17 protein-coding genes are annotated in these 21,289 nt (G+C 71.9%); 11 read left to right on the top strand and 6 right to left on the bottom strand.

Annotation, left to right across the window (positions count from 1 at the left end; all coding sequences use genetic code 11):
- Nucleotides 1-39: 39 nt before the first annotated feature.
- The gene (locus tag SGA01_RS15510; protein WP_141297084.1) at nucleotides 40-2,016 is read right to left on the bottom strand and encodes a flavin monoamine oxidase family protein; all 1,977 of its coding nucleotides are present in this window, start codon (nucleotides 2,014-2,016) and stop codon (nucleotides 40-42) included.
- Between the two features lie 216 nt (nucleotides 2,017-2,232).
- Nucleotides 2,233-4,419, bottom strand: a complete 2,187-nt coding sequence (gene helR / locus SGA01_RS15515) for an RNA polymerase recycling motor ATPase HelR (RefSeq protein ID WP_141297085.1) — start codon at nucleotides 4,417-4,419, stop codon at nucleotides 2,233-2,235.
- Between the two features lie 250 nt (nucleotides 4,420-4,669).
- Here helR and SGA01_RS15520 point away from each other — a divergent pair, with 250 nt between their 5' ends.
- The 5 genes from SGA01_RS15520 to SGA01_RS15540 all read left to right on the top strand — a co-directional run bounded on the left by SGA01_RS15520 (nucleotide 4,670) and on the right by SGA01_RS15540 (nucleotide 7,918).
- Complete coding sequence (locus SGA01_RS15520; protein WP_141297086.1) at nucleotides 4,670-5,152, top strand: MarR family winged helix-turn-helix transcriptional regulator; 483 nt, start codon at nucleotides 4,670-4,672, stop codon at nucleotides 5,150-5,152.
- Entirely contained in the window at nucleotides 5,149-5,616 is a 468-nt protein-coding gene (locus tag SGA01_RS15525) for a winged helix DNA-binding protein (RefSeq protein WP_141297087.1), read from the top strand. Before SGA01_RS15520 ends, SGA01_RS15525 begins: the two co-directional genes overlap by 4 nt.
- A 114-nt stretch (nucleotides 5,617-5,730) precedes the next feature.
- Nucleotides 5,731-7,023 carry a TerD family protein gene (locus tag SGA01_RS15530; RefSeq protein WP_167534110.1) on the top strand — a complete coding sequence of 431 codons (1,293 nt, stop codon included), beginning with the start codon at nucleotides 5,731-5,733 and terminating at the stop codon, nucleotides 7,021-7,023.
- An 83-nt stretch (nucleotides 7,024-7,106) separates the two neighbouring features.
- On the top strand, nucleotides 7,107-7,403 hold the full coding sequence (locus tag SGA01_RS15535) for a hypothetical protein (RefSeq protein WP_141297089.1): 297 nt from the start codon (nucleotides 7,107-7,109) through the stop codon (nucleotides 7,401-7,403).
- A 203-nt stretch (nucleotides 7,404-7,606) separates the two neighbouring features.
- Nucleotides 7,607-7,918, top strand: a complete 312-nt coding sequence (locus SGA01_RS15540; protein WP_141297090.1) for a hypothetical protein — start codon at nucleotides 7,607-7,609, stop codon at nucleotides 7,916-7,918.
- A gap of 22 nt (nucleotides 7,919-7,940) precedes the next feature.
- Here the strand turns inward: SGA01_RS15540 and SGA01_RS15545 are convergent, their stop codons facing one another.
- The 3 genes from SGA01_RS15545 to SGA01_RS15555 form a co-directional block, all read right to left on the bottom strand.
- Nucleotides 7,941-8,714, bottom strand: a complete 774-nt coding sequence (locus tag SGA01_RS15545; protein WP_141297091.1) for a YqjF family protein — start codon at nucleotides 8,712-8,714, stop codon at nucleotides 7,941-7,943.
- 54 nt (nucleotides 8,715-8,768) lie between these two features.
- Nucleotides 8,769-12,161, bottom strand: coding sequence for a discoidin domain-containing protein (locus SGA01_RS15550; RefSeq protein WP_229918462.1), 3,393 nt, complete (start codon nucleotides 12,159-12,161; stop codon nucleotides 8,769-8,771).
- 243 nt (nucleotides 12,162-12,404) lie between these two features.
- On the bottom strand, nucleotides 12,405-12,890 hold the full coding sequence (locus SGA01_RS15555; RefSeq protein WP_141297092.1) for a VOC family protein: 486 nt from the start codon (nucleotides 12,888-12,890) through the stop codon (nucleotides 12,405-12,407).
- A gap of 237 nt (nucleotides 12,891-13,127) precedes the next feature.
- On the opposite strand from SGA01_RS15555, the gene SGA01_RS15560 reads away from it, so the two are divergent.
- The 6 genes from SGA01_RS15560 to SGA01_RS15585 are packed head-to-tail and all read left to right on the top strand — an operon-like array spanning nucleotide 13,128 to nucleotide 20,458.
- A complete protein-coding gene (locus SGA01_RS15560) occupies nucleotides 13,128-14,348 on the top strand; it encodes an aminotransferase class V-fold PLP-dependent enzyme (protein WP_229918463.1) in 1,221 nt (406 codons plus the stop codon).
- Complete coding sequence (locus SGA01_RS15565) at nucleotides 14,333-15,673, top strand: ABC transporter substrate-binding protein (protein ID WP_141297093.1); 1,341 nt, start codon at nucleotides 14,333-14,335, stop codon at nucleotides 15,671-15,673. Before SGA01_RS15560 ends, SGA01_RS15565 begins: the two co-directional genes overlap by 16 nt.
- 2 nt (nucleotides 15,674-15,675) lie before the next feature.
- Nucleotides 15,676-16,656 carry a carbohydrate ABC transporter permease gene (locus tag SGA01_RS15570; protein WP_141297094.1) on the top strand — a complete coding sequence of 327 codons (981 nt, stop codon included), beginning with the start codon at nucleotides 15,676-15,678 and terminating at the stop codon, nucleotides 16,654-16,656.
- Nucleotides 16,653-17,468 carry a carbohydrate ABC transporter permease gene (locus SGA01_RS15575; RefSeq protein ID WP_141297095.1) on the top strand — a complete coding sequence of 272 codons (816 nt, stop codon included), beginning with the start codon at nucleotides 16,653-16,655 and terminating at the stop codon, nucleotides 17,466-17,468. Before SGA01_RS15570 ends, SGA01_RS15575 begins: the two co-directional genes overlap by 4 nt.
- Before the next feature lie 5 nt (nucleotides 17,469-17,473).
- Complete coding sequence (locus SGA01_RS15580; RefSeq protein ID WP_141297096.1) at nucleotides 17,474-19,372, top strand: glycoside hydrolase family 36 protein; 1,899 nt, start codon at nucleotides 17,474-17,476, stop codon at nucleotides 19,370-19,372.
- Between the two features lie 57 nt (nucleotides 19,373-19,429).
- Nucleotides 19,430-20,458: a LacI family DNA-binding transcriptional regulator gene (locus SGA01_RS15585; RefSeq protein ID WP_141297097.1), complete on the top strand. Its 1,029-nt coding sequence runs from the start codon at nucleotides 19,430-19,432 to the stop codon at nucleotides 20,456-20,458.
- 31 nt (nucleotides 20,459-20,489) lie between these two features.
- On the opposite strand, the gene SGA01_RS15590 is transcribed toward SGA01_RS15585, so the two are convergent.
- Entirely contained in the window at nucleotides 20,490-21,257 is a 768-nt protein-coding gene (locus tag SGA01_RS15590; protein ID WP_141297098.1) for an amidohydrolase family protein, read from the bottom strand.
- Nucleotides 21,258-21,289 lie beyond the last annotated feature (32 nt).

Here is a 21,289-nt window from a genome sequence, read left to right on the forward strand (position 1 = left end):
GGGACCCGGTGACCGGGCCGGTGGCCCCTCACCCCTCCGTCAGCCCGTATGGACCTTCAGGGCCGTACGGACGGCGGACTCCAGGGCCCCCTCGATCCACGCGGGCTTGATGGAGGTGTGGCACCCCGCGAAGTGGAGCGGCCCCTCGGAGGTGGGGACGTCCGGGAACAGCTCGGTGTGCTGCCCCGGGAAGAGCACCGAGGCCTCCCCGTACGCGTAGTGGTCACGCATCCACGACTGGGTCCTGCACTTGTCGGTGAAGAAGACCTCGCAGCGGCGGCCGAAGACGGCCTGCACACCGGCGAGCGCCCGCAGGTACCGCTCCTCGTCGGCGAACGCGTCCCACTTGAGGGCGTCGTCGGCCCAGCTGTAGGACGCGAGCATGATGCCTCCGTCGCTGCCCTCCATGGGCTGCGCGTGTTCGAAGTACATGAAGCGGTTGGCGTTGTCGCTGACCGTGCCGCCGCCCCGCACGTGCGATGCCTCCGGTTCGTGGTCCGCGACCGGCCGGAAGACGGAGTAGTAGTCCTTGAGTGCGTCGGGGATCGTCACCCCCAGGTCCTTCACGGACCGGTGCGCGCCGAGGTACTCGGCGTGCGCGACCCCGCCCGCCCGGTACCGCTCGTACAGCCCGTCCTCGATGGAGTCCAGCGCCTCCTTCCACTGCGCCTCGGTGAACTCCCACCACCGCCGGGAGAACTCCAGCAGCACCTTGGTCGCCGCGTCGTAGTGCAGCTCCGTGATCGCCCGGCGCTTGCCGTAGGACAGCGGCGGGTCGAACGTCACGTGCCGCAGTCCCGAGAAGGGGACGGTGACGATCGCCTCGTCGCCCTCGAAGACCTCCGTGACGCCCTCCCCGCCGGTCTGGTGGTCCTCGGAGACGGTGTGCACCCTGACCTTGCCGCCGTGCCGCTCGATCCGTACGGCGCGCCGATCGAGCCGCACCTTGCCCTTCACCGGCGCGTACAGCGCGTCGGCGAACAGCGCGGTGCCGCCCTTGATCTCCCAGAACCTGGTCCTGGGGTCGATGAGCGCGGCGGACAGGAAGCTGTGCATGAAGGAGAGGTGGAGCCGTGAGGTCAGGTTCTGGATGGTGCCGACGAGGTCGACGGTGCGGGTGTCGAGCCCGGCGACCTCGGTGAGGTACCGGTACATCGACCAGTGGCCGTACCGCTGCAGGATCTCGATCCAGCCTTCGACGAGGGCCGTCCCCTCCTTGTCCCGGACGAGCCGGCGCGCGGGTTCGAGGGCGTCCGCGAGGATCACGGCGGCGGTCTTCGTCCGGTGGTCGCCGGTGACGCCGAAGGTGTCGTTGACCGGGGCGGGGTTCCGCTCGTAGTCGGCCCGGCGTACATGGACGCCGTTGACATGGATCCAGGTGCGGTTGGCCTTCTTCGCGGGGTCCTCGACCTCCACGTCCACCAGGTAGAACTCCTGGAGCGGGAGGCCGGACTTCTCGAGCAGCGCCATGAGGAGCGGGTGGCTCTCGGGCAGCCGCATCGCCCCGGCCTCGGCGTACTGGAGGGGGTCGGCGAAGGGCTGCGCCCCGTTCTCGTGGCCGCCCTTGCGGAACGTCTTGATCCGGCCGCCGACGCGGTTGCCGTTGGCCTCGATCACGACGACGTCGTGGCCGGCCCGGTTGAGCAGGTCGGCGGCGAGGAGCCCGGCCGGCCCGGCGCCGATGATCAGGACCCGCTTCGTGGCCTTCGCCCGGCGGGCGGGCAGGCCGTTCTCGACGATCCTCAGATAGGCCGGGACGAGCGGCTCGTCGTGCTCGTCGTAGACGGCGATGGCGCGGGCGACGGTGGCGTACGCCCGCGGGTCGGTGCCGGGCGGTGCGACGGCGGGGACGGCGGTGGGCGTCGTGGAGGGCGCGGTGCCCGGGCTCCACGCGGTCGCGGGCCCTGCGGAGGCGGCGGCGAGCCCGGCGGCGAGCGCCGAGGCACCGGTCGCCGTGACCACGGAGCGCCGTGAGGGAGTGCTGATGTCCGGAGTGGGGGTGTCGTGAGTACTCATCGCGCACACACTCGACGCACGGGCGTCCCAGGGGCCAGCGCCTTCACACGGACGGGAAGGTAAACCACTCGTCCTGCTATATGACGAGCCCTGGAGGGGGAATCGCCTGGTCAACGCCCCGACCGGCCGTCAGCCGTCCGGGTGGGCGGCGCCGCCGCGAGGTGACGGCGGGACCGGTCTCGGCCCCACCGTCACCTCGCCGCCGTCAGGAGGCGGTCAGGAGCTCGTGAGGATGACGAGCTGCCGCGTCGCCCGGGTCATGGCGACGTAGCGGTCGACCGCCCCCTCGATGCCCTCGCCGTACGTCTCCGGGTCGACGAGCACGACCAGGTCGAACTCCAGCCCCTTCGACAGCTGCGGGGTCAGCGAGCGGACGCGTGCCGTCGCGGGGAACGACGGATCGCCGATGACACAGGCGATCCCGTCGGCGTTCTCCGCGAGCCAGGTGTCCAGGACCGAGTCGAGCTCCGAGACGGATCCGTGGACCACGGGGATGCCGCTGCTGCGGATCGAGCTCGGTACGTTCGCGTCGGGGAGCGCGGCGCGGATCACCGGATCGGCCTCCGTCATGACCTCCTCCGGCGTCCGGTAGTTGACGCTGAGCGAGGCCACCTCGATCCGGTCGAGCCCGACCCGCTCCAGCCGCTCCCGCCACGACTCGGTGAAGCCGTGCCGGGCCTGGGCGCGGTCACCGACGATGGTGAAGCTCCGCGACGGGCAGCGCAGCAGCAGCATCTGCCACTCCGCGTCGGTCAGCTCCTGCGCCTCGTCCACGACGACGTGTGCGAAGGGGCCGGCCAGCGGGTCCACGTCGGCGCCGGGCAGCGCCGACTCGTCGATCAGGCTGTCCTGGAGGTCCCGGCCGCGCAGCATGGTCACCGCACCCTCGCCGTCGGCATCGGCCTCCACGATGTCGCTGATGACGCCCGCCATGCGCTCGCGCTCGGCGGCGACGGTGGCATCGTGCCGGCGCTTGCGCTGCGAGGCCTTCGGGTCGCCGAGCCGCTGCCGTGCCGCGTCCAGGAGAGGCAGGTCGGACACCGTCCAGGCGTGCGGGTCCTCGCGCTTCAGGGTCCGGACCTCGTCGCGGTCGAGCCAGGGAGCGCACATCCGCAGGTAGGCGGGGACCGTCCACAGGTCACCGACGACGTCGGCGGCTTCGAGGATCGGCCACGCGCCATGGAGCGCGCTAACCAGCTCCTTGTCGTGGAGCAGCGCCCTGCGGAACTGCTCGGGCGACACGGAGTCCTCGTCGCCGTCCCCGTTCCCTTCCGCGTATCCGGCCGCGTCGAACTTGTCCCACAGGATCGTGGCCAGTTCCTCCCAGATGAGGTCGCGCGCCTCGTTGTGCGGAGTGCTCGGCCCCGGCGCCTCGAAGGCCTCGACCCATTCCTCCGCGCTCAGCCGGATGTCGGCCCAGGGCGTGGTGACCGTCATCGCCTCGGTGGGCGGGTCCTCGTAGAACCGGACGGCCTTCTCGATCGCCTTCACCATACCGGCGGACGACTTCAGCCGGGCGACCTCCGGGTCGGCCTCGGCAGGCGCCGACGCCCCTTCGGGGACGAGGTCCCGCAGGGTGCACGTCTGTACGCCCTCCTCGCCGAGGCTGGGGAGGACGTCGGCGACGTACGCCAGGTACGGGTCGTGGGGGCCGACGAAGAGCACGCCGCCCCGACGGTGGCCGAGACGGGGGTCGGAGTAGAGGAGATAGGCGGAGCGGTGGAGCGCGACGACGGTCTTTCCCGTACCGGGGCCGCCGTCGACGACGAGGGCGCCGCGCGACCCCGCACGGATGATGGCGTCCTGGTCGGACTGGATGGTGCCGAGGACGTCGCGCATCCGGGCCGAGCGGTTGTTGCCGAGGCTGGCGATGAAGGCCGACTGGTCGTCGAGGGCGGCGTGCCCGGCGAAGGCGTCCTGGGTGAACACCTCGTCCCAGTAGTCGCTGATCCGGCCGCCGGTCCAGCGGTACCTGCGGCGGCTCGCGAGCCCCATCGGGTTGCCGTGGGTCGCGCCGAAGAACGGCTCGGCGGCGGGGGAGCGCCAGTCGATCAGGAGTCGGCGGCCCGAGGTGTCGGTGAGGCCGAGCCGCCCGACGAACAGGGGCTCGGAACCGTCCGCGGCGACCATGTGTCCCAGACACAGGTCCAGGCCGAAGCGGCGCAGCGCGCGCAGGCGGGTGGTCAGCCGGTGGACCTCGATGTCCCGCTCCATCGCCTCACGGCCGACGCCACCGGGGGCCCTGAGCTCGGCGTCGAGCCGGTCGGACAGTTCGGCGATCACCTGGTCGAGGCTCTCCGCGATGTCCGCGAAGTGCTTCTCGTCGTCGGCGATCAGGGCCGGGTCGGCCTTGGCGGACAGGCGGTCGGGCAGGTCGAACGCACTGGTGACGAGAGCGGTCATGTCATCAGCTTCGATGCGAGGGGGCAACGATCTCCCGTTTCTGCAGGTCTGGGGCTTGGAAGAGAGATTCTGCGGTACGACCGGGGCCTTGCCGCAAGCCCCCCTGTGCGCTATAAGTTGTAAGTGGCAAGGAGTGCGTACTCCCTCCGGCCGCCCCACCCCACCCCACCCCACCCACACCCCACCTCGACGGCGCGCATCCGCGAAAAGATAGTAGCCATGTACATAGTAGCCATGTACTGTATCTCGAGTGAGCAGAGCAACTGAAGGCGCCACAGCGGGATTTCTGGTCTGGCGCCTGTCGATGAAGTGGCGGGTGGCCGTCGACCGGGCGGTCGCGCCGCTGGGTCTGACCCACGCGCAGTACGCGCTGGTGGCCTCGTTGTACGGCATGGCGCGCTCCGGGCTCCGGCCCAGCCAGCGCCGCCTCGCCGACCACACGGGACTCGAGCCCTTGTACGTGTCCAAGCTGGCCCGCGCCCTGGAGGCCGCCGGACTCGTCGCCCGCACCCGGGACCCCGACGACCCGCGCGCCGTACAGCTGTCGCTCACCGAGGAGGGGAGCGAGGTCACGCGGCGCGCCATCAGGGTGGTCCAGGGCCTCCTGGACCAGTTGCTGGAACCGCTCGGGGGGCAAGACAGCCCGCGCGCCCAGGAGTTCACCCGCGAACTGGCGACCCTGCTCGACGTACCTCTTGAACCGCACACCGCGAACGACGAGGAGCAGTCATGACCACCACACCCACCACATCCACCACGCCCGCACCCTCGGCCAACGGCCGGGTCGTCGCCCTGGCCTTCTTCGCCGCGCGTGCCGTCCTGGAGAGCGTGCTGACCCGCCACGGCATCACGTACCACCAGAGCGTGACGCTCCGGGCCGTCGTGGTCGCGGGCGGGTCCATCGGCCTCGACGAGCTCGTCGTCGAGGTCAACGGCTCACTGAAGACCGACGAGTCGTTCGTACGCGGCGTCGTCGACGAACTGACGGCCGGCAAGGTGCTGGAAGAGGACCCGGCGGACGCGTCCCGGCTGAGGCTCACGGACGCCGGACGGGAGCTGGACGCGGTCACCTCCGCCGAGTCCGCCGAGATCTCCGCCCGGCTCTACGCCGGCATCCCCGCCGAGGACCTCGCGACCGCGGGCCGCGTCCTGACGCTGGTCACCGAGCGTGCCAACGCCGAGCTGGCGGGCGCCTGACCTGACGGCCCGTCGACGAAGGGCCTTGCCCGCGAGCGCGGTTCGAATGCAGGATCGGACTGTGATCGACAAGGGTGGGGACACGAGGGGAAGGGCCGTCGCGCCGTGGGGTCGATGATCAAGGGGGAGAACAGCTTCGTACCGTCCGTCGCGCTGAGGATCGCCGTACGGGGCGGCGGGGTGGACGCCATGGCTCTGCTGCTCATGGACGGTGGGACGGTCGGAGGCGACGGAGACGTCGTCTTTCACGGAGCACCGACGCATCCGTCCGGTGCGATCCGGCTGACCGACGCGGGCGACGGCACGGCGTGGCTGGACGTCGCCCTCACCACGGTCGAGGAGCGGATCACCCGCGTCCTGGTGGTCGGCTCGACGGAGAACGGCACCACGATGCGGGACGTCGCCGGTCTTTCGGTGGAGGCCTTCGCCCCCGACGGTACGTCGGTCGCGCGGTACGACGTGACGGAGGGCGGCCCCGAGACGGCGATGGTGCTGGCGGAGCTGTACCGGCGGGCCGGGGGCTGGAAGTTCCGGGCGGTGGGCCAGGGGTACGCGAACGGCCTCGCGGGCCTGGCCACGGACCACGGGGTGGATGTGGCACGACCGGTCGCGGCACAGGTGCCACAGGTGCCACAGGCGGTGCAGATGCCGGCGCCGGTGTCCGCGCCCGTGCCTCAGTCGGTGCCGCTGCCCGCCCAGCCTGCCCAGCCCGCACCTCACGCCCCGACCTTCGCGCTGCCTCAGCAGCCGCCGATGGCACCGCCGGTCGCACCCCCCGTCGTCCCTCCCGCCCCCGTCGCGCCGGAGCCGGTGGCGTACGGACCCGCCTGGTCGTACGGACCGGTCTTCGCGCCATACACCCAGAGCGGCCGGGACAACGACGTGATCACCGTGAGCGGGCTCCCTCCGGGTCCGGTCGTCGTCCACCTCGAGGTGAGGGGCGACGGGTACACGGGCCTGGCGGTCCTCGACTGGAAGAACAAGGAGAAGGACTACCTCGTCAACAGCACCGAGGACGACTTCCGGGGCAGGGTGCTCGCCACGGTTCCCCGAAAGGGGAACCTCCGCCTCAGGCTGGAGGCCGAGGGGCCGTGGCGGGTGGAGGTGTCGCCGCTGGCGGCGGCCCACGTGCTGACGGAGGGGGAGGTGGAGTCCCGCGGTCCCGACGTGCTGCTGCACACGGGGGGAGTGGCCGACCTCGCCATCCAGTACGGCGGCGACGACAACCTGATCGTGAACATCTTCGAACTCGCCCGGCACGACGACCACACGGCCCTGCCCGAGGACGAGAACCTCGTCAACGAGATCGGCGAGCGACGCGAGACCGTTCCGCTGCCGGCGGGGCCGCTCGTGGTGCAGTTCGAGGCGGCCGACGGTCCGTGGCGGGCCAGGTTGAAGCGGGTGTAGCGGGGAGGGGTCCCCTACCCCGTTCGGAGGGCGGGACCGGGGCACGGCCGTGTCCGTCGGCACGCCGTTCCGTTGTGAGGGGTATGACTTCGACACGACGTATCTCCTCGGTCCTCGCCGTCGCCGCCGCCTTCTCGTGCCTCGGCGCGTCGGCGGCGCAGGCCGTCTCCGTCGCCACCCCGCTCGGCCCGCCCGTCAACCCGGTGAGCGAGCTCGACGCGGTCGCCACGACCGGTATCCCCGAGGAGTCCCGCGCGCAGTTCCCCGGCATCGAGAGTCAGTTGGGCGGACTCGGCCGACTGAACGAACTGCACCAGATCCACCAGCTCACCGACCTCGCGGCACCGGTCACGGGCGTGCTCCCCGAGATCTCCACCTGACCGCCCCTGTCCGACCTCCCGAGGCGCGACGACACGCCCCCCGCCTCCGATCCGGCACCGTGCAGCACGACAGGCACGGTGCCGGTGGACTGTCCGGACGATTGTCGTGCGACAGCCAGGGCAACCTCATGTGGGCGGCGAGGGTCTCACTGAGCAGAAACGGTCCTGCGCCGAGGACCCGACGTCGTGCTCAGGGGGTAGCGATGCACTTCGACGAGAACGAACCCCAGGACGTCCGCGAGCAGCGCTTCGCGGAGGAACGCGCCGTGCGCCGCGCCCGGCGCAACTCACGGCCGATCGACCTGGGGGGAGCCCACATCGGCCTGACCGTGGTGATCAGCGCCCTGGCCCTTCTCGCGTGGTTCGGAGAGCTCGTCGCGCTGGGTGTCGTGGGCGGAATCGTCCTGCTCTGGTTCCTCGTCGCCGTCATCTGGGTGCACGCGGACGGGGACAGGGCCGGGCACGGGTTCCAGCGGGCGTACGTCGCCACCTTCGGCTGGGGCGACATGATCTGAGGGGCGGCCCCGCTCCGTCCGCTCAGGGCGTGGGGATGCCGCCGGGGCGGTGGGGTGGGAGGCCGAATTCCACGGGGACCCCGGGGGAGTACAGGACGCTCACGGGCGCGCCGGTCGGGTGGGGCAAGCCCGCCGCTGCCACCAGGTTCTCCTCGCACGCCAGCAGTTCCGCGCGGTGCAGCGGCCAGCGCGGGTGCGTGTTCGGGAGGTAGAGCGGGCGCCCGAAGAAGGCGGTGTGCATTCCCCAGCGGGCCGTCAGGAAGTGTTCGAGCTCGGTGGGGGTCTCGACGCGTTCCCCGACCCGCAGGACGATCCGGCTGTGCGCGCCGCGCGGCCCGGGCAGGCGCCGGCTGCTGGAGTAGGTGACCGTGGCGCCGTCATGGCGGACGGCCATCCTCGACCAGACGTACGGCAGCCGGAACAGGGCCCGTCCGAAGGCGACGGGCACGAGCCGTGAGGCGTCGAGCGAACGGAACACCACACCGCGCCGGCCCCGCGCGTCCACCGAGTAGAGGCGGACGTTGGTCTCGGGAAAGCTGCCCAGGTAGGGCACGCCGGGGAGGCGGAACCATCCGACCCGGTGCATCCGGAAGGCGACGAGCCCGACGTACGTCACACCGTCGAGGGTGTCCGGAACGGTCCCGGACGGGAGCAGCGGGGCGACCACGCCGGGGTCGACGGGCCAGTGGAGGAACGCCAGGTCGAGCCAGGACTGGGTCAGGAGAGGACCGGGACCGGGTGGGGCGTGGGGTGAGTCCGGGGTGATGGGTTCCGGGACGGGCGGCGCGAGCGTCACGCCGAACAGGATCGCAGAGCCCCCTGCCGTACGAGGCAGGGGGCCCGGTGGCGGTCAGGGCGTGACGGGTACGTTCGTCAGGCCCGAGACGGCGTTCGTGACGGTGTTGCCGGAGTGGACGACGTTCGGGGAGGCGGTGCACTTCGACGTCGAGGTGATCTTGATGGCGTACGCGCCGGTGCCTCCGAGGTCCGACGTGTTGCCCCGCCAGACGTTGCCGCAGCCGTTCGGGAAGGACGGGGTCGTCGAAGGGTTGTGGGTCTCGTACCCGTTGGCGAACGTGCCGGGCGGGGCGAACCTGCCGGTGTTGTTCTCGATCAGATAGCCGGTGCCCTTGGCGTCGACCCAGGAGTCGGCGGAGTTCTGGCCGCTGATCCCCGTACCGTCGAAGGTGTTCCCGCGGATGACACCGTCGGCCGTCCCCTCCTTGATGTCGATGTGCTCGGCCGTGACGTTCGGACCGATCCTGTTGTCCAGGACCTGGATCCGGTCCGAGCGGTCGACACCGCCGGTGTTGCCGTGGCAGGACCAGTTGGACCCGGCGGAGCCGATGTAGACGGCCTCGCCGTAGCCCGGCTGGACCAGACCGGTGTGGCTGATCGCGGAGTTCCGGATCACGCCGTCGGAGGACGAGCGCCGGAAGTGCACCGCCTCGTCCTCGACGTGGTGGACGGAGAGCCCGTCGAGCGTGACGTGGTGCGAGTCGTCGAGGACGACGCCCTTCTTGGAGTCCTTCACCGTGAACCCGGTCAGCTTCCAGTACGGGGCGCCGTACAGCCAGAGCCCGTACCCGGAGTCCCAGCCGGCGACCGGGGCCGGGCACGAGGGCGCCGTACCGGAGGGCCCGTCGTTGACGAGGACCGCGTTCGCGGGCCCGGTGAGGGTGATCGGGGCCGACGCGGTGCCCGGCGTCCGGGCGACGAAGGCGCCCCGGTACTCGCCGGCGGCCAGCCTGATCGTCTGCCCGGGCAGGGCGCCCGCCAGCGCGCTCCGGAGCTGGGCGGCGGTGGAGACGTCCACCACCGGGCCGCCGCCCGGGGTTCCGCCGTCCGGTGCGAGCGTGCCGTACACCTCGAACTCGTGGAGGGAGTAGCCGTACGCGGTGCCGCGCGCGGTTCCGTACATCCGGACGTAGCGGCCCGTCCCCGAGACCGTCAGGTCGTCGACGGCACCGTCGCCGGCGCCGGTGGAGTGGATGTCGGTCCAGTCCGTCCCGTCGTCGGAGACCTGGATCCGGTACGTCTTCCCGTACGCGGCCTCCCAGGCGAGCCTCACGCGGGAGACGGTGTGCCGCGCGCCGAGGTCGATACGGATCCACTGCGGGTCCACGCCCTCCGCACTGGCCCAGCGCGTGCCCGCGTCGCCGTCCACCGCGCGCCCGGCCTCGAACCCGGCCGACTCGACGGAGGACGCCGTCGCCGGCTTGCCCGCCGAGACCGGCGTCGGGGGCACCTCCGGGCCGCCGGGGCCCGGATCCGTACCGGCCGACTTCAGGAAGAGCGAGCCCGACGTGTCCGTCCGGGACGCGTGCACACCGGCGTGCGGGGCCTTGCCGTAGTCGAGGTTCTCCCTGCCCGCCCAGTCGGCGATGGCCGAGCCGTTCGCGGTCAGGTGCTGGTACACCGACGGGTCGGCGGCCGAACTCCCCAGTTGGTACAGGCGCTGACGGTCGGGGTAGTACGGCTGGTACGCGCCGCCGGCCGTGGTCTGCTTGCCGAGGTCGTTGCCGTAGAAGACGTTCTGCGGGCCCGTCGCGCCGGACCACTTCACCGCCTTGGCACCCGCGCCCCACCAGATCGGCCACCAGGTCGAGCCGTCGGGACCGCCGCCGCCCTCCTCGCCGCAGTTGGCGCGGCAGTTCTTCGAGGAGTTCTCGAAGGGGACCGCGACCCTGTTGTTCTCGAAGAGGTTGCGGCGCTCCCAACCGCCGTGCAGGTTCAGGTCGCTGTCGAAGTCGTTGCCGACGGCGACGTTGCCGGAGGCCGACCACTGGAAGGTGAAGTGCCGGAGGTTCCGGCTCGTGTTGTACGCGTACAAGGAGTCCCAGACGCGCGAGCCGCGGAAGTAGCCGTTGCCGCCCTTGCCCTTGTTCCAGGAGCCGTCGAAGGACGACTCCTGCACCTGGACGTTCTTGGCGTTCTCGGTCACGACGGCGTGGGAGCCGGTCATCCGCGTGGCGACCCGCCGGATCCAGACGTCGGCGGCCCACTTGAGGACGATGCCGTGCTGCGCGTACTCCGGGGCGATGTTCCCGAAGTTGGCCTTGGCGTCGGCCGGGGTGACGTCGTACGTGCCGCCGCCGAGCTTCGGCATGCCGTCGAGTTCCTGGGTGATGCCGAGGTCCTCGATGCCGACGCCCTGGACGACCTTGAGCGGTGTCACGCGGCTCGGGTAGACGGTGCCGCCGATCGCGGCCGAACCGTCGGAGGTCGAGTCGAGCGGCAGGTCGAACTCGAGGGGCTTGTCGAGGGTGAGGTTCTTGCCGGCGGTGTCCACGGCGGCGATCCGGAAGATCTGCTGCCGCATATGCAGGTTCACGTACGTGGACGGGTCGTTGATCGTCTGCTGCTGGTAGAACTTCGCGGTGTTGGCGGCGCCGACCCAGAGAGGGGCGCCGGCCTTGAAGCGGTTCATGTCGGTGCCGGCGGCGAGCCTGACCTGCGTGGAACCGATGGGCGAGCCCTCCCGCAGCGGCACACCGCTCGCCCAGTGCTGGTTCACGCTCCCTTCGAACAGGTCCTTCCGGTCGGCGGGCGCGGAAGCGTGGTCGCTCGCGTACTTCGGGGAGACCTCGCGGGTCTGGACGCGCAGCAGCCCACGGCCCGGCCAGGTCCAGCCGCCCTTTCCGGCGCCGTGGGTCATGCCGTCCTCGTCCCAGTCGCTGCCGTCGGCGGTGAGGGTGTCGTAACGGGTGTCGGCGTCGGGCCGGAAGGCGAGCGTGGTCCGGTCCATGCCGGCGCCGCGTAACACCATGTAGTCGGCGTCCAGGGCGAGTTGGCGGGTCACGAGGATCCGCCCCGCGGGCAGGGTGATGGACGACAGCTTCGTGAAGCCGGCGGAGGGGGTGCACGTCGTCCGAAGAGCATCGACGGCCCGCTGGAGCCCGCTGGTCGCGTCGGTGCCGTCGGCCCGTACGCCGTACTGCGCGGCGAGTTCGGCCGCCGTGATGTGGCAGGCCGCGTCCGGGTGCGCCTCGGCGGCGCCGGGGAGCGGGGCGCCGCCCCGGTAGCCGGCCCTGCTCCAGTCGGGCAGTCCGGGGATCGGGGCTCGGCGGTTGGCGCTGGTGAGGTCGGGTATCGCGGCCGCCGTGACCGTCGCGTCCGCGTCCGCGGCGGCGGCGGCCGGAGCGCCGATTCCTGTGACCGGGGTCAGGGCGGTGGCGAGGGCGGCGAGGACCGCCAGGGAGCGGAGCGGTCGGTGTCGACGGAGCCTGGGTGTCTGTGGCACAGGGCGTCCTCGGGGGAGTGGTGCGCGAAAAGACAGGAAGTCTTCCTAACCATTGGCCGGGAGGTTAGGGAGAGTTCGAGGGGGGCGCAAGACTCCCGACGGGATCCGTGTCTCTGACTCACATTCAGGTATGTGGTCATGGAGGGGTGTTGCCGATGGAGCGGGCCGCTTCGTCGCCCCCGCCCGAGGGGAGCGGGGCGTGGCGAAGCGGCCCGTCGTCGTCGATCCGTACGGGGCCCTCGCTCAGGCGGCGTCGGACGGCGGCTGCACGGACTGCAGGGCCTCCTTGGCCCGCTTCTCCATCTCCTCCTCCGGGACGTCCTCCACGTGCGTGGCGAGGTTCCAGCGGTGGCCGAAGGGGTCTTCGAGCTGCCCGGTGCGGTCGCCGTAGAACTCGTCCTTGACGGGCGAGAGTTCCTTGGCGCCCCGCGCGAGGGCCTTGGCGAAGACCGCGTCGACGTCCTCGACGTACAGGTGGAGGGTGATCGGGGTGCCGCCGACCGTTTTGGGCGAGCGGAAATCCATGCTGGGGAACTCGTCCGCGAGCATGATCACCGAGTTGCCGAGGGTCAGCTCGGCGTGGCCGATGGTCCCTCCGGGCGCGGGCATCCTCATGCGCTCGACCGCGCCCAGCACGGACACGTAGAAGTCGATCGCGGCCGCGGCTCCGTCGACGCAGAGGTACGGCGTGACGCGCGGGTATCCCTCGGGGATGGGCTTGACAGCCACTGGAATCCCAACCTTTCCGGTCTCCCGGACGGTGACGGTCACGGGCGACCGTCGGCTGTGGCCATGGATAGCCCGAACCCGGGGAGCATCCGCCGGCGCCGCGCGACGCCCCGCGGAGGTTCCCCCGAAGGGCGGCGGTTCGCTTCGTCCGACCTCTTGCCGAGGAGACCTCGGCTCTCTAATGTGAACCTTCAAATTCCGGGAAGATCATGCTGATGGCATCTTGAGGAACAGATTTTGAACGATCAAATTCATCCACGGGCACCTGAGACCGTCAATCGCGCGGCGTCCGTTTCGGCCCCCGCCTGTGGTCCGCGGGCGGGCTACCTCGATCACGCCAGGGTCGGCCCGCTCTCCCGCCGGGCCGCCGCCGCGCTCACCGCCGCGACCGACCTGGCCACCCGCTCGGACCCCGCCGACCTCGACCGGCTCTTCGCCCTCAGCGACGCCGCGCGGACCTCGGCGGCCCGGCTCCTCGACGCCCGCCCCCACGAGATCGCCCTCGCCCCGTCCACCAGCAACGGCCTGTTCACCGTCGCCGCCGGCCTCCAGGGACCCGGCACCGTCCTGGTGCCGCGCGACGAGTTCCCCGCCAACGTCTACCCCTGGCTCCGGTTCGCCGGCCGCGGCGGCCCGGCCGTCCGGCTCGTCGCCCCGGACGGCCGGCGGCACATCACCCCCGACCTGCTGCGCCGGAACCTCACCCCCGACGTCACCGCGCTCACGGTGAGCGCCGTCGACTCCCTCACCGGACACGTCGCACCGCTCGCCGCCCTCAAGGAGGTCCTCGGGCCGGACCGCCTCCTCATCGTCGACGCCATCCAGGGACTCGGGGCCGTCCCCCTCGAAACGGACGCCGCCGACGTCCTGGTCAGCGGTGGCCAGAAGTGGCTGCGGGCAGGCTGGGGCGCCGCGCTGCTGCTGATCCGCGACCGGTGCGCCGAGCGCCTGGCTCCCGGGCTCGGCGGCTGGGCCGGTGTCGCGGAACCCTTCGCGGCGCGGCATCCGGCCCCGCCCCTGCCCGGGGCCGCCGCCCACCTCGCCACCAACCCGGACTTCCCGGCCGCCGCGGCCATCGGCGCGGCCGTCGACGAGCTGCTCGCCGAGGGCGGCCCGGCCGCCACGGGCGCCCGCATCCGGGCCACCCTCGCCGAGCTGCTCGACCGGGCCCGGCAGGCGGGCGCCGAGATCCTGCTGGACGGGCTCGGCCACCGGGAACGCGCCGGCATCGGCACCTTCCGTCTCCCCGGTCACGACCCCGTGACCGTCCACCGCACTCTCGAAGCGGCCGGCGTGATCACCACGCGCCGCGACGAGTGGATCCGCCTCTCTCCCCACACCTCCACGCCGGCCGCCGCCGTGGATCTGTTCGCGGAGGCGCTGCACACCCTCACCACCGGCAGCACCCGTACCGGCAACACCCTCACCCTCCAGGAGCCGACATGTCCCACCACCTGAGCCGCAGACACCTCCTCCAGCTCGCCACCGCCTCCGCCGCCGGACTCGGCCTGACCGCCTGTGGCGGCAGCGGCAGCGGAGGATCGGGCGGTGCCGGCGGCGCCGACGGCGACAGCGGCAGGATCACCGTGTGGAGCTGGACCACCGCGGCCGAGGCCCTGCGGGGCGTCGTCCCCTCCTTCGAGCGGGACAACCCCGGCATCACGGTCGACGTCCAGGACCTCGGCAACCCCGCCATCTGGGACAAGATCACCGTCGGGCTCGCCTCGGGCGGCAAGGGACTCGCCGACGTCCTGCACATCGGTGTCGACTACCTGCCCGGATACATGGAGAAGTTCCCCCAGGGCCTCGCCGACCTGTCCAAGCTCGGCGCCGACCGCCACAAGGACGCCTTCGTCGAGGGCCTCTGGCCGACCGTCATAGGCAAGGACAAGGCCGTCCACGCCCTTCCGTGGGAGGTGAACCCGCTCGGTCTGTTCTACCGCCACGACTACTTCGAGAAGGCCGACGTCGACCCGGCCTCCCTCTCCAGCTGGGACGACCTGATCGCCGCGGGGCCGAAGATCCGCGCCGCCACCGGCGCCCAGCTCCTCGGGCTCGACAAGCCCGGAACCGTCCAGGACATGGACTTCTTCCAGAACCTGATGCAGCTCCAGGGAGCCTTCTACTTCGACGCCGAGGGCAGGGTCACGCTCGCCTCCGACGAGGCCGTCCAGGCCCTCACCGTCATCAAGCGGCTCAACGACGCCGGTCTGCTCGCCGACACCGCCGGCCAGGGCACCTGGAAGCGCCTGGTCGGCCAGGGCAAGCTCGCCACCGCCCCGTACCCCGCCTGGGCCATCGAGTACCTCTCCGACAAGTTCCCCGCGCAGAGCGGAAAGTGGCGTGTCATGCAGCCGCCCGCCGCCGTCCCCGGGGGAGGCCGCAGCGCCATCGTCAACTCCACCTTCCTGACCGTCTCCGCCACCAGCAAGCGCCGCAAGGCCGCCTGGCGCTTCGTCGAGTACGCGCTCACCAAGCCGGCCGAGATCAACCGGATGTTCGCCTCGGGCGGCGTCTTCCCCGCGCTCAAGGAGGCTTACACCGACCCGAAGTTCAGCGCGCCCGACCCCTTCTACGGCGGCCAGAAGGTGCTGAGGTCCTTCGTCGACTCGCTCACCGCCGGAGCCGGCGCGACCAACTTCACCGGCGACTACAGCCGCGCCCTCAAGCTCGCCAGCGACGCCCAGAGCCAGGTCCTGATCAAGGGTGCCGATCCGGCCGAGGCCCTCAAGGCCGCGGCCAAGCAGCTCGCCCAGCAGACCGGCCGGCAGCAGGCGGCCTGACCATGTCCCTCGCCCCGTCCGAACGCGCGCCCGCCACCGGGGCCGCGCACGCCACCGCGACCGGCATTCCCGCCGGTCGCGGCACCCCCCGGCGCACCGGCCGAGCCCGCCAGGGCCGACGCCGCCTGCTGACCCGGGAATCCGTCCCGTACCTGCTGATCATGCCCGCCGTCCTGGGCTTCGCGATCTTCAAGGCGTACCCGATCGCCGCCTCGTTCTGGATCAGCCTCACCACCGGGAACGGCGACGAGCGTCAGTTCACCGGGCTCGCCAACTACCGACGCCTCCTCGACGACCCGCTGTTCTGGACGGCGCTGAAGAACACCGCGCTGATCCTCGTCGTGCAGGTGCCGCTGATGCTCGGCCTCGCCCTGCTCGTGGCGCTCGGCCTCAACTCCACCAAGGTGTGGCTGCGCCCGCTCTGGCGACTCGGCGTCTTCGTCTCCTCGCTGACCGGCCTGGTCGCCGCCGGGGTGATGTTCTCGGTCATCCTCAACCGCGACGCGGGACTGCTGAACTGGGTGCTCTCCCTCTTCGGCGTCGACCGGGTCAACTGGCTCGGCAGCCCCGTCTGGGCCCGCGTCGGCGTCGTCCTCGTCATCACCTGGCACTACACCGGCTACAACGCGGTGATGTACCTCGCCGGCCTCCAGGGCGTCCCCAAGGAGCTGTACGAGGCCGCGATGGTCGACGGCGCCGGTCCGGTCCGCCGCTTCTTCTCCATCACCCTGCCCCAGCTGCGGCCGATCCTCCTCCTCACCGTGGTGCTCTCCACCATCGGCACCCTCCAGCTCTTCGACGAGCCGTACGTCCTCACCGGCGGCGGCCCCGACAACGCCACCCTCACGGTCACCATGTACCTCTACAACAACGGCTTCAAGTACTTCGACTTCGGCTACGCCTCGGCCCTCGCCTACGCGCTCGCCCTGATCGTGTCCCTCCTCGGCATCCTCCAGGTCCGCCTGATGGGAGAGCGCCGATGAAGCTCCGCGGCACCCTCCTCACCGTGCTCCTCGCCGGCGCCTTCGGGCTCTGCGTCGGACCGTTCTACTGGCTCGCCATGGCCGCGACCCAGGACAACAAGGACGTCTTCTCCTGGCCGCCGAAACTGCTCCCCGGCGGCCACCTCATGGAGAACCTCCAGGGCCTCCAGGAGTCCATCGGCCTCACCCGCGTCCTCCTCAACACCCTCCTGGTGGCAGGCCTCCAGACCGTCGGGGCGGTCGTCGTCTCCGTCCTCGCCGGCTACGCCTTCGCCAAGTTCGACTTCCGCGGCCGCAACCTCTTCTTCGTCCTGCTCCTCAGCACCCTCGTCATCCCCGACACGGTGATGCTGATCCCGATCTTCCAGATGATGATGGACCTGGGTCTGATCGACTCCTACGAGTCCGTCATCCTGCCCGGTCTGGTCACCCCGTTCGGCATCTTCCTGATGCGGCAGGCGCTGCGCTCCATGCCCGACGAACTCCTCGACGCCGCCCGCGTCGACGGCGCCGGCGAACTGCGGGTCCTGTGGCGGATCGTCATCCCGGTCAACCGGCCCATCATCGCGGCGCTCGCGCTCTTCGTCTTCCTCGGCGGCTGGAACCAGTTCGTCTGGCCACTGATCGCGCTCCGCAGCCCCGAGATGTACACGCTGCCCGTCGCCACCGCCACCCTCCAGGGCCTGGCGACCACCAACTACGCGCAGGTCCTGCTGGCCGGCGCCATCGCCGCCATCCCCGTGATGGCCCTCTTCCTCGTCCTGCAACGCCAGTTCATCTCCGGCCTGCTGGCCGGGGCCACCAAGGAGTGACCACCGTGACCACCGCACCACCGAACGCCACTCCCGAGGGCGGCACTCCCGAGAACACGGAGGACACCGCGGTTCCGCAGCCGCCCGTCCCCGCCTGGCGCCCCAACGAGGCGGCCGGGGACCTGCCCGACACCGTCGTCCACCGGCAGGTCGTCACCGGTCTCCACCACCCCACCGGAGACCCCCTCACCGTCCACCTCACCGGGCTCGGCAGCGACGCGTGGGAGTCCACCGTCACCCTGCCCGAGGACGGCGTGGCCCTGATCGAGGTCACGGCGACGGAGGCCGTCACCCTCCGCGCCGAATGGCGCGTCCCCTGCGTCGGGGCCACCGCCTACTGGACCCCCGACACCAACGCCTCCCGCTGGCTGCCGCCCTCCTGGACCGCACCGCGGACCGTCTCGCTCGCCCTGGGCGCGCCCGTCGCCGCCCTCGTCGGCACCCACGACCGCGCCCTGTGCACGGCCGCCGCCGGGGAGACCGCCGCGCCCGTACGCGTCGGCGCCGGTGTGGTGGAGGAGAGCGGGGAGTTCGCGTTCACCGTGGAGCAGGAGCTCACCCCCGGCGGGCCGCCGGCGCGCCTGCGGATCGACCTCAGCGGCCGGCACTTCGCCACCACCCTGCGGGCCGTCACCGACTGGTGGGCCGAGGGCCTGGACCACCCCGGCGTCGCCCCCGCGGCGCGGATGCCCGCGTACTCCACCTGGTACAGCCTCCACCAGAACGTCGACGCGGCCGTCGTCGAACACCAGGCCGTCCTCGCCGCGGGGCTCGGCTGCGAGAGCATCATCGTCGACGACGGCTGGCAGACCGCCGACCGGACCCGCGGCTACGGCCACTGCGGCGACTGGGAGCCCCACACGGAGGCCTTCCCCGACCTCGCCGCCCACGTCGCCGAGGTCCACAGGACCGGCCTCGCCTACCTGCTCTGGTACGCGCTGCCGTTCATCGGCCGGCACAACGACGCCTGGGACCGCTTCAAGGGCATGATCCTCCGCGAGGTGCCGGAACTGGACGCGGCCGTGCTCGACCCCCGCCACCCCGAGGTCCGCGGCTACCTCATCGAGAAGGTCTCCCGCGCCGTCGAGGAGTGGGGCATGGACGGCGTGAAGCTCGACTTCATCGACCTCTTCGCCCGCGCCGACCCGCCGCCCGCGCCGGCCGGCGCGGACCACGACACCGTCCACGAAGGCGTACGCCGACTCCTCGCCGACCTCGACGCCCGGCTGCGCCGCACCCGGCCCGACGTGATCGTCGAGCACCGCCAGCCGTACGTCAGCCCCGGTCTCTGGCCGTACGCCACCATGGTCCGCACCGTCGACTGCCCGCTCAGCCCCGCCGAGAACCGCCAGCGCATCGTCGACTGCCGGCTCACCGCGGGACCGCTCGCCGTCCACGCCGACATGATCATGTGGAACTCCGCCGAGACGCCCGAGTCCGTGGCCGTCCACCTCGTCAACGCCCTCTTCTCGGTGCCGCAGATCTCCGTCGACCTCGCCGCACAGACCCCCGACCAGCTCGCTGCCCTGGGCTTCTGGCTCGGCGTCTTCCGCCGCCACGCCGACGTCCTCCAGCTCGGCAGCCTCGAACCCTCCCGCCCGGACCTCGGCTACCCCCAGGTCCGCGCCGGCGACGACCGCACCACGATCGTCGCCCGCTACGCGCCGCTCCCGGTCGCCCTCCCGGACCGGGACGCCACGGACGGCCCGGGGACCCTGCTCGTCGCCAACGCGGACGGCGACCCCGTGGTGCTCCTGACGACCGGGCGGCCGGAACGGGCCCTCGCCCGCGTCCAGGACTGCCGTGGTGAGATCCTGTCCGAGACCGTGCTCGATCTCGTCGCCGGGGTGAACCCGGTGACCGTGCCGACCGGCGGCCTGCTCACCCTGACCCGCGAGCACTGACGACCGGCGGGCCGGGGCGGCCGCCCCGGCCCGCCGACCACCGCACACAGAGGAACGATGACCGCTCGACAGGTGACCATCGAGGACGTCGCGCGCACGGCGGGCGTCTCCCGCCAGACCGTCTCGAACGCCCTCAACGCCCCCCACCGGCTCCGCGCCACCACCCTCGCCCGGGTCACCGCCGCCATCGACGAACTCGGCTACCAGCCCGACCAGTCCGCCCGCAGCCTGCGCACCGGCACCCGCAAGGTCATCGGCTATCCCGCACCTGCCGACAACCCCGCCGACCCCAACCCCCTCATGGGCGGCTTCCTCCAGGCGCTCGTGAGCGCCGCCGACGCCGTCGGCCACCGCATCCTGCTGTTCCGCTGCGACCCCGAGCACGGCGCCGACGCTGTCGCCAAGTCCTTCAACGGGCTGATCGCGGCCCGCCAGGTCGACGGGTTCATCCTCTCCGACGTCATCCACGACGACCCCCGCGTCGACGTCCTCGCCGAGGCCGGCTTCCCGTTCGCCGCCTTCGGCCGCACCGCCCCCGGCCGACCGCAGAACTGGGTCGACATCGACTCGGCCGCCGCCGTCGCCGCCCTCGTCGGCCGCCTCCTCGACCAGGGCCACCGCCGGATCTGCTACGTCAACTCCGCCGCCTCCCTGCCCTGGCTCGCCGACCGCCGGGTCGGCCTGCTCCAGGCCGCGGCCGCCGCGCCCGAAGGCGCCTTCGAGGTCGGCGTCCCCGGCGACGACCCGGCCGCGCTCTCCCACGCCGTCCAGCGCCTGCTCGTCGGCCCCGACCGCCCGACGGCCCTGGTCTGCGCGACCGACTGGCTCGCCCTGACCGCCTACCAGGCCGTCCGCACCGCCGGTCTCAGGGTCGGCGCCGACGTCGCCGTCACGGGCTTCAACGACCTGCCGCTCTGTACGGTGCTCCAGCCCGCCCTCACCAGCGTGCGGCTGCCGCTGTCCGGCATCGCCCACGCCCTCGTCGACCGGCTGATCACCGCCGTCGAGGACCCCGCCGCCACCCCGACGAGCGGCCTGCTGCTCCCGGCGGAGCCGGTCGTACGCGGCAGCACGCCGGAGCGGTAGGCGCGCCCTCCCCGGGGCTTCGGGGAGAGCCCTACCGGTTCGTGGCCGTGCCGGGGAGGCGGTAGAACGCGGCGGCGTTGTCCCACAGCACGGCGTCGAGGTGTTCCTCGCCGACGGTCCGGGCGACGAGGGCGAGGTCGTCGTCGGCGAACGGGCGGCGGGCCCGGGTGGACGGCAGATCGGTGCCGACCATGAGGGCGGTGGGATCGGTCTTCAGGACGGCGGTCATGGCCTCGGCGGGGTCGAGGTCGACCCGCCCGAACCCCGTGGCCTTGACCTTGACCCCCCGCTCGACCAGGGCGAGCAGGTGGGGGAGTCCGTCGCGGTGCAGACCGAGGTGGTCGATGCTCACGGCGGGCAGCGCGGCCAGGGCGGTGGCCAGGTCCGGCAGGTCACGGGCGTCGATGTAGAGCTCCGTGTGCCAGCCGGCGACGTCGTGGACGCGACGGGCGAGGCGGTCCAGCTGGTCGAGCGTGGCCGATCCGCCGCGGCGGACGTTGAAGCGGACCGCGCGCACCCCCGCCGCGTCGAGGCCGACGATCTCCTCGTCCGTCACGCTCGCCGGCACCTGCGTGACACCGACGAAGGAGGGGCCGAGCGCGGCCAGCGCGTCGCGGAGGTACTCCTGGTCGAAGCCCTGGAAGGAACCCGAGACGACCGCGCCGCCGCGGACGTCGAGCCCGGAGACGCGCTCGCGGTACTGCCCGACGGTGAAGGCCGGCGGCAGATAGCCGTCGTTCTCGATCAGGGGGAAGCGCGGGTCGACGATGTGGAGGTGGGCGTCGAAGACGGGGTGCATACGAGTCTTCCGTCCTTCGGTCGTTCGCGGTG

This window comes from Streptomyces gardneri, assembly GCF_006539185.1.
GTDB lineage: Bacteria > Actinomycetota > Actinomycetes > Streptomycetales > Streptomycetaceae > Streptomyces > Streptomyces gardneri.

Excerpts from the sequence above, each read along its gene's own strand:
- SGA01_RS15510 (WP_141297084.1), bottom strand. The coding sequence starts at position 2,016 with ATGAGTACTCACGACACCCCCACTCCGGACATCAGCACTCCCTCACGG.
- helR (WP_141297085.1), bottom strand. The coding sequence starts at position 4,419 with ATGACCGCTCTCGTCACCAGTGCGTTCGACCTGCCCGACCGCCTGTCC.
- SGA01_RS15525 (WP_141297087.1), top strand. The coding sequence starts at position 5,149 with ATGACCACCACACCCACCACATCCACCACGCCCGCACCCTCGGCCAAC.
- SGA01_RS15530 (WP_167534110.1), top strand. The coding sequence starts at position 5,731 with ATGATCAAGGGGGAGAACAGCTTCGTACCGTCCGTCGCGCTGAGGATC.
- SGA01_RS15535 (WP_141297089.1), top strand. The coding sequence starts at position 7,107 with ATGACTTCGACACGACGTATCTCCTCGGTCCTCGCCGTCGCCGCCGCC.
- SGA01_RS15540 (WP_141297090.1), top strand. The coding sequence starts at position 7,607 with ATGCACTTCGACGAGAACGAACCCCAGGACGTCCGCGAGCAGCGCTTC.
- SGA01_RS15565 (WP_141297093.1), top strand. The coding sequence starts at position 14,333 with ATGTCCCACCACCTGAGCCGCAGACACCTCCTCCAGCTCGCCACCGCC.
- SGA01_RS15570 (WP_141297094.1), top strand. The coding sequence starts at position 15,676 with ATGTCCCTCGCCCCGTCCGAACGCGCGCCCGCCACCGGGGCCGCGCAC.
- SGA01_RS15575 (WP_141297095.1), top strand. The coding sequence starts at position 16,653 with ATGAAGCTCCGCGGCACCCTCCTCACCGTGCTCCTCGCCGGCGCCTTC.
- SGA01_RS15585 (WP_141297097.1), top strand. The coding sequence starts at position 19,430 with ATGACCGCTCGACAGGTGACCATCGAGGACGTCGCGCGCACGGCGGGC.
- SGA01_RS15590 (WP_141297098.1), bottom strand. The coding sequence starts at position 21,257 with ATGCACCCCGTCTTCGACGCCCACCTCCACATCGTCGACCCGCGCTTC.